Here is an 11,667-nt window from a genome sequence, read left to right on the forward strand (position 1 = left end):
GCTATGAAGTTTGTTTATGCGATATTAAAGAAGAATTTGCGGCTAACGGTAAGGCGAGAATAGCAAAAAGTTTTGACGGCAGAGTTGCAAAAGGAAAAATGGAAAGAAGCGAAGCGGATAAAATTCTTTCAAAAATTTCGGTAGGTTTGAAAGAAATCTGTAAAGACTGCGATTTGATAGTTGAAGCCGCTTTTGAAAGTATGGAAGTAAAGAAAACGACATTCAAAGAATTGCATGAAATTTGCAAATCCGACTGCGTATTTTCTTCAAACACTTCCTCTCTATCAATCACGGAAATAGGAGCGGGAATAGGCAGACCGGTTATTGGAATGCACTTCTTCAATCCAGCTCCCGTTATGAAATTGGTTGAAGTTATTTCGGGATTAAACACTCCGAGAGAAGTTGCAGAAAAAATCATAACTATTTCAAAAGAGATAGGAAAAGTTCCAGTAGAAGTTAATGAAACGGCGGGATTTGTCGTAAATAGAATTCTCGTTCCTATGATTAACGAAGCGATTGACTTATATTCTATGGGCGTAGCGTCCGTGGAAGGAATCGATAACGCCATGAAACTTGGAGCGAATCATCCAATGGGACCTTTGGCTTTGGGAGATTTAATCGGACTCGATATAGTTTTGGCGATTATGGAAGTTCTTCAAAGAGAAACGGGCGACCCTAAATATCGTCCAAGCGCTCTTCTTAGAAAAATGGTTAGAGGAGGCATGCTCGGACAAAAAACGGGAAAAGGCTTTTACGATTATTCAAAATAAAAATAGTTTATTAAAATAATAGTTAAACTTCAAAATATGAGACGCTCCTTAAAATGAGGCGCGTCTTTTTATTAAAAATCAATACAAAAAATTAATATAATTAAAATATGAGCAAAATAAGAGTTTGGACTAAACAGCATGAAAATGTTTTGAAAGAATTAAAATCTACGGGAAGATATATCGCTAAAAAAGAATATATAATAATGGATTTGCAAGAACATGCGAATATAGTTTTGGAAGCTTATGATTGGCTTGTAAAAAATTCTCCCAACGCAAACGATAAACCTAAAGATGTAGAATTTCCCGTTTGGGTTTCTTTTGCAAGAGACTCTACGATGATTTTAAGCGAAAAAACTATAATTTTGGAGCTTGAAATCGAAGAATCTTTGATTACAAAAATAAATATAGTAAAATGGGGAATGATTTTGAATTACGCATATTTGCCCGAAAACGAATCGGATGAAAATCGTCATAGAAAACTTTTGGCAAATTATAGAATAAGCGACACGCAGGCTTATATGAGTCAATTTTATCCGCAAATTAAAAGAGAGATTATAGAGAGCTGGAAACGGCTTTTTGATTTTAAAAACGATATTCAAAAAAATATGTCCGATTATTACGGCAATATTTGGGAGATAAAAGAGGAATGGGTAAAGAAAATAATAAAATAAAATTATATACTTCGCAGTCCGATATAGTTTTGCAAATTATAGAAAAAGACGGAGTATGCTATTCAAAAAAAGAATTTGTTAGTAAAAAATATTCTGAAAGCGCGCCTATTTTTATAACGGCGTATTCTTGGTTTGTAAAAGAGTTTGCAAAAATAATTCCGAAGCCAGAAAAAGCGGAATATCCGTATTGGGCTTTCAAAGAATTATATAATTTAGACGATTCTGGCGGAGGCAATGTTCTTAAGTTAAATGTTCCATTGGAAGAAGTCGTATTATTCGATTTGTTCGATTGGAATAAAATTATTTGTATGAAATATATCGGAGAGAACGAGGAAGACGAAAAAGAATTTAAAGAAAACATTAAAAAATTAGGGCTAAAAGAAACCGATATTACGCTTACAAATTTTTATCCCGAATTGAAACAAAAAATAACGGAAAGCTGGATGCGACTTTTTAGAAATAATGAAAATATAAAAAACGGAAACGAAGAAGGAATCGGCGGAGTTCAAGCGGGACTTTGGCGAATAAAAAAAGAATGGATTATAAAAGAATAAATTAAAAATGAAATTAAATTTTTTAAAATATCGCTAATTAAATTAAGAATGTTTAAAAAAATCGCTTCCCGCAGGGACGCCCTCGTAATGACATTATATTATTAGTCATTGCAACTTTTACTTTTTCCGTCATTGCGACTTTTACTTTTTCCGTCATTGCGAGCATTTTTAATGCGAAGCAATCCACTTAATAACAAGGGGTTTCAACCCCTTGCGTGCTTCTCTCTGAAATGTTAACACAATGGGCTTGCCAAAGGCACACAGCGTGAAGCCACATTGTTATCAAAAAAGCATCAATCCACATTTAGATTACTTCGGCTATCGCCTCGTAATGACCTCCTTTTTTCCTCGTCATTGCGATTTTCACTTTCCCGTCATTGCGAGCGTTAGCGAAGCAATCTATACTGTGTGGATTACTTCGGGGCTAAAGCCCCTCGTAATGACTTCCTTTCTTTCACTTTCCACACCTAATATAACAAACTTTGCAAATTTGTCAACAACTTTTTTTAGTTATTGAACTTTCAAATCCGCGCTAATTTCTTATTAAAATTTTCCTCAATCCTTATTAATAATCATTACGCCATAAATATAATAAATTTCTATAAAAAGTCAATAATTTTTTTTAAATTTTTTCTTATTAATATCGGATTTTTATGTGTAAATATTATGTTATTTAGTTAACATAATTTTTATATCGAATAAAATTTTATAATTTAGAAAGAATTTATTTTATTCAAAACGCTATTTTCTATACTGAAAGTTGGGACCATATTTTTTGATAGGCTTATATTTGCCGTTGTGTTTTGGTTAAAAGTTATTTTTCCCTTTATATTTTCCGCTTCAATATTATAAATATTTTCTTCTAAACTCGATATATAAATTGCCCCAATATCTTCATAATCTAATCCTTGAATGTTGTCTAAATTATCTCCCGCAAAATATATTGTCAAACCTCCGTTTGCCACTCTCATATATAAAAAATTATCATTGTCTAATACTGGGCTTTCGCTTCTGTAATGTCCGTCAAAAGTATAAGGAATGCCCAAATATACGGTTGGGATGGTGCATCCAAAAGTAAGTAAACTCGTTAAAAATAGTATAGAAAATTTTGTGAATAATTTCATTATTTTTTATTAATTCATTACTTATTTTAAATTTAAATTACAGTTAATTATCGGATTTTTTTTTTTTTCTTATATATTTATTTGGAAATATTAAATTTTTTTGACAATTTTTATTTGTTTTATATAATTTTAAAATGTTAAAAAATATAAATTATAAAAAGAATTATTAAGTCGGAGATACAAATGAAATCTTACAGAAAAGTATTGGATATTAATTATCCTAAAAGAAGAGGCTACATAAATATAACTCCAGAAGTTCAAAAATGTTTGGAAGAAAGCGAAATAAAAGAAGGATTAATTTTATGCAACGCTATGAATATAACTGCGAGCGTATTCATAAACGATGACGAAAGCGGACTTCATAACGATTTTGAAGTTTGGCTTGAAAAATTAGCGCCCGAAAAACCGCATAGTCAATATAAACATAACGGCTACGAAGATAACGCTGACGCTCACATGAAAAGGCAGATAATGGGACGCGAAGTAGTAGTCGCAATTACAAACGGGAAATTGGACTTTGGAACTTGGGAGCAGATTTTTTACGGCGAATATGACGGAAAAAGAAATAAAAGAGTTTTAATAAAAATTATAGGAGAGTAAATATTTATAAGTTGTATAATAAAATGTCTAAATTAATTTTATTTCCAAACTCAAAAGCGAGAGACTATTATTTATATAGTTTGCATAATTATTATTCTCTCGATATAACCGATTATAAAACTTTGTCCGAATTCTATAGAATGTCGATTGATAAATTTTTTAAAAAATATTCTATCCAAAATGAAGTTTATCGTTTGGAAGAATCGACAGCGATAATTAATCTATACGAAGCTTTAATTGAATTTACGAATAAAAATAAAAATTCAATAATAGCGAAGCAAAATAAAAATTACGAACTCGCTTCTCATATTTATAATTTTATCGAGGAGACGACTTTTGCGAAAATCTTAATCGGCAAAAATGACGAAGATTTGGATTTTTTGGAAGATATAAAAAAAATAATTTCAATATATAAAAAAAATAACGAATCAAAAAAATTATTGGACGAATACGATATTTTTGAATTATTTATAAACGCTATAAACAAAAAAGAAATAAACGATTTTAGAGAATATGAAACGATAGAGATTTATAATTTTGAAAGCGTTCCGTTAAGATATTCAATATTTTTGGAAGCGTTAAAGAAAAATTATAATATCGATATAAAAGCGTTTATACCTTACGATATTAAAAATTTATTTCCTAATTATAAAGAATTTTATCAAGGAATCGATAATTTAAAAAATTCCGACATTAAAAATTTTGCAAAAACTTTGATTAATAAAAACGATAAAGAAAAACTAAATAAATATAAAGAACAAATAAAATTAATCGCGGGATTCGGAATCAAACAGGAAATAGACACGGTAATTGACGAAGTTATAAAACTTGAAAATTCGGGAATTCCTTTAAGCGAAATTGCTTTAATATTTTCCGACACTCAAAAATACAGAGAAGCTATATCGGAGAGATTAAAAGAATGCAATTTAAAATTTAATCAGCGAAGAGGAAATTTTATTTGGAGAATGCCTCTTATTCCCGTTTTGACTTCTATATTTTTTATATTGAACAGAGAGATGGAAATCGATACGGACGCTTTGATAAAATTATTGTCGTCTCCTTATTTGACGAATATTGAAGGAATCAATCCTTATAACATAAGAGAATTATTATATAAAGAATTTGAACTTTTTAAAAAAATGCCTTTGAAAGATTTTTTATACAAAATAGAAAATGTTAAAAATAATGAAGAATATAAAGATTTTTCAAATTCAATAATAAAATTAACCGAATTATTAAAACAACTTATATCCGCCGACAATTATAATAAAATTGGTTCGATTTATATTGAAATATTAAAATTCTTAAAAATAGATTTAATATTTGAAGAAGATATAGAGGACGAAAAAAATTATAATTCCGTTTATATAGAAAAAGACGAAATTTTTTACAGAGATAATAATTCTTTATCCATTTTTATAGAAATCGTCCTAAAACTTTCGGCGAACGATAATTCCACAAAAATATCTTCAGCAGATTTTCACGAGGCTTTGAATTTATTGATAAGAGACGAATATTTGAAAAACGAAGACAACAAAGAAATTTCATTAACGATAAGCAATTTATACGAAGCGAGAGGACTTAAAGCAAAATATTTATTCATACTCGGAGCGAATAACGATTTTATAAACAGAAAACCCGACACATTTTTTATAAGCAATAAAGTAAGAGAAGCTATAAACAATAAATATAAAAAATATGTTTTCAATACTCAAAATTTATTAAGCGATATTTCTTACGCCTTGTTTTTGAATATTCTTTCTTCATGCTACGATAATACAACGGTTTATTTTTCGTTTAGATTAAAAGATAAAGACGGAAATTTGGAAATTCCTTTTTTCTATATTGAAGATTTATTTACGGAATTAACGAACGAAGATTTTAAATTTGAAAATTTGAAAGAAAATAAATTTATCGAATTCATTTATCGAGAAAATTATATTCCGAACGGAGAGAATATTCATAATCAAAAAGAAAATATGATGAGTTTGTTTTTTTATAAAGAAAATTATAAATATTCGAATAATATCGTTTTCGATAAAAATATTAAAAATGCAGTTAGTTCGGTTTACGGCAAGGACGATATAATCGGTTATACAAACAATGAAAATTTTATTTCAATTTTAAAAGAAGATTTGGCAAGGACAATTTCCGTAAGCAAAATAAAAGAGATAATGGAATGCCCGATAAAATATATTTACACGAGATTATTTGAAAGAGATTCGATTGATTCTTTGATTATGGGAATCGATTATATGGAAAAAGGAAGTATTTACCATGATATTTTTGAAAGTTTTTATAAGAAAGTGAAAGAAAAATTTAATAACGATTGCAAATTAAAAGAATCGAATTTTGAAACTTATAAAACCATATCGAAAGAAACGATTGAAGAATGCTTAAATAAAATAAAAATATATGACAATATCGACAGAGAGGTTATCGAAGAAGAAATTAATAATGTAATGGATTCCTTTATAAAATACGAAATTGATTTGGCAAAAATTAGCGATTATATTCCAAACGATTTTGAAAAGAAAATAAACGAAATGGAAATTTATTCTTACGATAATCATAATATAAAAATAAGCGGGCGAATCGACAGAATAGATTTTAGTTATTCAAGCGAGGGCAAAATAAACGGAATAAGAATTGTCGATTATAAGGCGAGTTCTTATCGAAAAGAATTGAAAAAAAACATGTCTATCGAAGAAATTATTAACGCGTATTTACAGCCGATTTTATATTTAAAATTTGCAATAGACGAATATATAATAAAACCTTATAAAGAAAATAAAAAAATAAAAAATATTGATATAGACGAATTAGTCGAAAGATGCGAAGTCGTGTTTGCAGTTTATAAAGAATCGGACATCGTCAATAAGGAAGATTATATTGTTTTTGACGACAAAGACATTCTTTTGACAATTTGCGGCTATAAAGACGGAGATTTTAATTTAACCAAATATTTTGACGAAGTATTTAAAAATATTTTTGAAGATAAATTAATTCCAATTTCGGGAAAAGAGCAATGCGAAAATTGTATAAACTCTCAATATTGCGAATACGCTTATAACGAAGAATAGATTAAAATTTCGATATAATCCACATTATAAAAGATAAAATTAAACTCGCTATTATGCAGGTGACGATTGGAAAAGCGAAAGTAAAATTTTCTTTTTTGATTACAATATCGCCGGGCAATTTTCCAAAAGGAAGTTTTATATTTAGAAGCATTAAAGCTCCGATTATAACGACAATTATTCCAACCGCTATCAATAATTTTGCAAAATAATTATTCATAAATTATTCGGACATCCTTTTATTTAATTTTTCTATATCTTTGTCATGTCCAGCAATTACCAAAATGTCTCCTTCTACTAAAGATTCGTCAGGGTCGGGAGTGCAATCAACGGTAATTTTTTTTTCTCCCAAAATGCTTATCGCTTCTTTTTTAATCGCCACAACATTTATTTTATATTTTTTTCTTAAATCCAATTCTTTCAAATTTTTTCCCGCAAGCCCCGAATGAACGGGAAATTCCACTATAGAATGATATTCCGTCAAATCGTATAAAAGCAAAGATTCTCCAACCTCGAGTTGCTCGGCTATATGAACTCCCATCGATTCTTCGGGGCTAACCAAATGAGTGACTCCAATCATGCTTAATATTGCCTTATGTTTTTCGTCCGAATATCGAGCGATTATATTTTTTACATTTAATTCTTTTAATATAAGAGAAGTCAAAATGCTTGTCATCATATCCTCGCCTATCGTTACTATAACGGCGTCAAATTTATTTATTTCTATTGATTCCAAAGCTTCTTTTTGAGTGGAGTCGAGTCTTATCGCTTGAGTGACATTATTTTTTATCGCTTCGATTTCGTTAATGTCGTTGTCTATCGCCAAAACTTCAACGGAAGGTTTGCCCATGAGTCTGTTTATCAAAGCCTTTCCTAATGTGCCGACTCCTATAACGGCATATTGCAACATAAAAACCTCTTAAATTAAAATTATTAAAGTTATTAATTAATTATAGTTTAACGCTAATTATAGTTTGCACTAATTATAGTTTAATAAAAAAATTTGTCAAAATTTAAAATATAATTATAATTAAAGTTATAAAACAATAATAAGGACTAAATATGAGCGAATTAAAATTGGAAGAAGCGAAAAATAAAATAAAAGAATTAACCGAAAAAATAAATTATCATAATAAACTTTATTACACTGACGATAATCCCGAGATAGAAGATTATCAATACGATAAACTTTTTAGAGAGCTTGAAAATTTGGAAAGAGATTTTCCGCAATTTAAAGACAAAGATAGCCCGACAAATAAAGTCGGCGGAGCGGTTTTGGAAAAGTTTGAAAAGTTCGAGCATCCGATTGCAATGTATTCGCTTTCAAATGTTATGAACGAGGAAGAATTTTTTGACTTCGATAACCGAATGAAAAGAGAGACAAATTCAAAAAATATAAAATATACGGTGGAAAATAAATTTGACGGGCTGGCTTTGGAGCTTATTTACGAAAACGGAAAATTGATTGTGGCAAGCACGAGAGGAGACGGACAAGTCGGCGAGAATGTTACGAATAATGTTAAAGTAATGAATAATGTTCCAAAAAACATTAAAGAAAAAAACAAACTTATCGTGCGAGGCGAGGCTTTGATAACGAAAAAAGATTTCGAGGCTTTGAATATAGAGAGAGAAGAACTTGAAGAAATTCCTTTTGCAAATCCAAGAAACGCCGCATCGGGAGGTTTGAGGCAACTTGACAGTTCGGAAAGCAAAAAACGAAGATTAAAATTTTTTGCTTATCAAATCGCAAATTATAAAGACTTTAATTTAACGAACGAATATAAAGCAATGGAATTTTTATCCGATTTAGGTTTTACCGTTGAAGGAGTTCATCCGAATATCGATTATAAAGAAGTTTTGAAAATATATGAGGAAATTCAAATAAACAGAAATAAAATGGACTATGAGATTGACGGACTCGTGATTAAAGTTGACGATATTGCATCGCAGGAAAAATTAGGATTTTTATCTCGCGCTCCAAGATTTGCCGTAGCTTTCAAATTCAAACCCGAAGAAAAAGAAACTTTATTAAACAATATAGAGGTTCAAGTTGGAAGGACGGGGGCATTAACTCCTGTGGCAAAATTAAAACCCGTTCAAGTGGGAGGAGTTATAGTTTCAAATGTAACTCTTCATAATCCTAACGAAATAAAATCGAAAGACATAAGAATTGGCGATACCGTTGTCGTTATAAGGTCGGGAGATGTTATACCGAAAATTGTTCGCGTGGTTTTGGAGAAGCGCCCGAAAGACAGCGAAGAATTTATTTTTCCGAATAAATGTCCCGTTTGCGGAGGAGCTACCGCGATAACGGACGGAGATGTAATAGTTCGATGCATAAACGAAGAATGCCCGAGCAAGATTACAAAATATATAGAATATTTCGTTTCAAAAACGGCTATGAATATAGAGGGAATAGGAAAAGAATGGATAGCGATTTTTACGAAAAGCGGACTCGTTAAAACTCCCGCCGATATTTACAAAATTAAAAAATCCGATTTGCATAAATTTGAAAGAATGGGAGATAAACTTGCAGAAAATATGCTAAACTCTATTAAAGAAAGCAAGAAAACCACTTTAAAAAGATTTATATATTCTTTGGGAATGCGTCAGGTTGGGGAGACTACCGCGGATTTGCTCGCTAAATATTTTACTTCAATCGACAATTTCAAAAAAGCTACAATCGAGGATTTGGAAAATATTGAAGGAATCGGAGCAATAAGCGCAAAAAGTATTTACGATTTTTTACATAACGATAAATCGAAAAAAATAATAGACGATTTGCTTGCAGTTGGAGTAGAACCTATATTTGAAAAAATGGCTATTACCGAATCGAAACTCACGGGAAAAAATGTCGTTATAACTGGTTCAATCGAAGGTTTTACAAGAACTTCTGCAAAAGAAACAGCCGAAAGATTAGGAGCAACCGTTCAGTCTTCAGTATCGAAAACTACGAATATATTGATAGTGGGAGAAAAAGCGGGAAGCAAATTGAAAAAAGCGGAAGAATTGGGAATAGAAATTATGCCCGCGGAAGATTTTATCAAACTTGCAAACGAAAACTAAATATTACAAATAAAATTAATATTTTAATAGCGAGAATTATGCCTTTAATCGACATAAAAAATATATATAAAGTAAACATAATTAATTTGATTTAATTTTTTTAATATTGTATAATAATTATTAATAAAATATTTGGAGAATAATCAAAATGAAGAAATTACTAATTATATTTTTACTCGCCGCCGTTTATGTTTACGGCTATGAAGCAATCCCTTATATGTTTAACGATTTAGTTCCATACGGAATATCTCCCGATGAAGTAAATCAAATACTTGTGGACGCTAATTTTGCCGCAGTTGAAGCGGAAGTTTTTAGCGGAAGTTTTTATGTTTCGCCTTATCCAGACCCAGATTTGGTATGGTTCAATCCTCAAGTATTAAAATGGGTGAATATAAAATTTACCACAAACGATATTTCCGAACTATTTAAAAGAGACTCGAGTCTTTTGTATTTTAGTTATCAAACGGAAGACGAATTCAAATGTATGACTATCGATGCGGAAAGTATTGGAGACAATGTAAATCCCGTAGGGCAGGAAACTAAATGGGCTTATAAATTCTTTTTCCATAACGACAAATTATTTGCCGTAAGTTCTCGTTATCAAGGAGATTATGGAGTAGAAGAATATAAAAACAGAAACCCGCAAAATCAATACGCTCATCCAGGCTATGTAATGTCAAGCGGATTATTCCAAAGGACTTTAGACGGATTTCAATTAAAATACGGGGGCTTTCACAATAAGAGAGTGATGACGCTCGATAATTTTGCCTATATGAATTATGGAAATTATGTCAATAAAGCTGCTAACACTTCTTTATCGGTTTATTATGCAAACTATAACGGAAGAAGGATTAACTTTTTGGCTTCATATATAGACAATTTTAGAATTGCCCCAATATTTTATAGATTCCAAAATAAGACTTACGAAAATTATTTTGATGTAGCGGATGTTCCCGTTGATATTCATTCCGATATAGAAATGCCCGAAGAGGATAATGAAGACGAGGATTATCAATAATTAAAATATATTTGAATATGTTGATAAAGGAGGCTTTAATAAAGTCTCCTTTTATTTTGTTTATATTTTATTTTTGCAAAAAATCTTTATTTATTATATAATAATTTCAATCAAATTTAATAAATAAAAAATTTAAATATACGGTTTTAAGTTAAGAGGTTTCATTATGGATTTAAGCGAATTGACTATTATACAAATCAGAGAAAAATTGAAAAATAAAGAAATAAACGCCGTTGATTTGACTTCTTCGATTATAAAAAAAATAGAAGAGGACGACAAAAGAGAAGATAAAATTAACGCTTATTTAGAAATTTTTAAAGAAGACGCTTTGGAACAGGCAAAAAAATCGCAAGAGAGAATAGATAAAGGAGAGGATTTGCCTCTTTTGGGCGTTCCTTTATGCATAAAAGATAATCTATGTTATAAAAATCACACGATGACAGCGGCTTCAAAAATGCTCGAAGGTTATAAAGCGCCTTATACCGCCCCGACAGTTCAAAGATTGATAGACAACGGAGCAATAATATTGGGCAGAACAAATATGGACGAATTCGCTATGGGAGGAACAACGGAAACCTCAAATTATGGAATAACGAGAAACCCAAGAAATAGGAATTATGTTCCAGGCGGTTCTTCGGGAGGTTCGGCTTCTGCGGTTGCGGCTAATTTTTCTTTTGGAGCGCTCGGAAGCGATACGGGAGGCTCTATAAGACAACCCGCTTCATTTTGCGGAATAGTCGGAGTTAAACCCACTTACGGAAGAGTTCCAAGGTTTGGGATGCAT

The 11,667-nt window shown here is 30.6% G+C and carries 11 protein-coding genes; 8 read left to right on the forward strand and 3 right to left on the reverse strand.

Annotated elements, in window-relative coordinates:
• The 3 genes from EZH24_RS02370 to EZH24_RS02380 all read left to right on the forward strand — a co-directional run.
• Positions 1 to 770: 3-hydroxyacyl-CoA dehydrogenase family protein (locus EZH24_RS02370; protein ID WP_137997532.1), on the forward strand; the 770-nt coding region annotated here is incomplete at its 5' end.
• 107 nt (positions 771 to 877) lie between these two features.
• The gene (locus EZH24_RS02375; protein WP_137997533.1) at positions 878 to 1,441 is read left to right on the forward strand and encodes a DUF3841 domain-containing protein; all 564 of its coding nucleotides are present in this window, start codon (positions 878 to 880) and stop codon (positions 1,439 to 1,441) included.
• Positions 1,417 to 1,995 (forward strand): DUF3841 domain-containing protein, encoded by a 579-nt coding sequence (locus EZH24_RS02380; protein ID WP_137997534.1) that lies wholly within the window; start codon positions 1,417 to 1,419, stop codon positions 1,993 to 1,995. Before EZH24_RS02375 ends, EZH24_RS02380 begins: the two co-directional genes overlap by 25 nt.
• A gap of 713 nt (positions 1,996 to 2,708) precedes the next feature.
• On the opposite strand, the gene EZH24_RS02385 is transcribed toward EZH24_RS02380, so the two are convergent.
• Complete coding sequence (locus tag EZH24_RS02385; RefSeq protein WP_137997535.1) at positions 2,709 to 3,119, reverse strand: hypothetical protein; 411 nt, start codon at positions 3,117 to 3,119, stop codon at positions 2,709 to 2,711.
• Between the two features lie 183 nt (positions 3,120 to 3,302).
• Between EZH24_RS02385 and EZH24_RS02390 the strand changes: the two genes are divergently transcribed.
• Together EZH24_RS02390 and EZH24_RS02395 are read left to right on the forward strand one after the other, a co-directional pair.
• Complete coding sequence (locus EZH24_RS02390) at positions 3,303 to 3,719, forward strand: secondary thiamine-phosphate synthase enzyme YjbQ (protein ID WP_137997536.1); 417 nt, start codon at positions 3,303 to 3,305, stop codon at positions 3,717 to 3,719.
• Positions 3,720 to 3,742: 23 nt separating this feature from the next.
• Positions 3,743 to 6,802: a PD-(D/E)XK nuclease family protein gene (locus EZH24_RS02395; protein WP_137997537.1), complete on the forward strand. Its 3,060-nt coding sequence runs from the start codon at positions 3,743 to 3,745 to the stop codon at positions 6,800 to 6,802.
• A 1-nt stretch (position 6,803) separates the two neighbouring features.
• Here the strand turns inward: EZH24_RS02395 and EZH24_RS02400 are convergent, their stop codons facing one another.
• Both EZH24_RS02400 and EZH24_RS02405 read right to left on the reverse strand, forming a co-directional pair.
• A complete protein-coding gene (locus tag EZH24_RS02400; protein WP_137997538.1) occupies positions 6,804 to 7,019 on the reverse strand; it encodes a DUF2905 domain-containing protein in 216 nt (71 codons plus the stop codon).
• 3 nt (positions 7,020 to 7,022) lie between these two features.
• Complete coding sequence (locus tag EZH24_RS02405; RefSeq protein WP_137997539.1) at positions 7,023 to 7,709, reverse strand: potassium channel family protein; 687 nt, start codon at positions 7,707 to 7,709, stop codon at positions 7,023 to 7,025.
• 152 nt (positions 7,710 to 7,861) lie between these two features.
• Here EZH24_RS02405 and ligA point away from each other — a divergent pair, with 152 nt between their 5' ends.
• The 3 genes from ligA to EZH24_RS02420 form a co-directional block, all read left to right on the forward strand.
• The gene (ligA, locus tag EZH24_RS02410) at positions 7,862 to 9,865 is read left to right on the forward strand and encodes an NAD-dependent DNA ligase LigA (RefSeq protein WP_137997540.1); all 2,004 of its coding nucleotides are present in this window, start codon (positions 7,862 to 7,864) and stop codon (positions 9,863 to 9,865) included.
• Between the two features lie 148 nt (positions 9,866 to 10,013).
• Positions 10,014 to 10,883: a hypothetical protein gene (locus EZH24_RS02415; RefSeq protein WP_137997541.1), complete on the forward strand. Its 870-nt coding sequence runs from the start codon at positions 10,014 to 10,016 to the stop codon at positions 10,881 to 10,883.
• A gap of 166 nt (positions 10,884 to 11,049) precedes the next feature.
• On the forward strand, positions 11,050 to 11,667 hold a 618-nt coding region (locus EZH24_RS02420; RefSeq protein ID WP_272897865.1), incomplete at its 3' end, for an amidase.

This window comes from Brachyspira catarrhinii (assembly GCF_005518285.1).
GTDB lineage: Bacteria > Spirochaetota > Brachyspiria > Brachyspirales > Brachyspiraceae > Brachyspira > Brachyspira catarrhinii.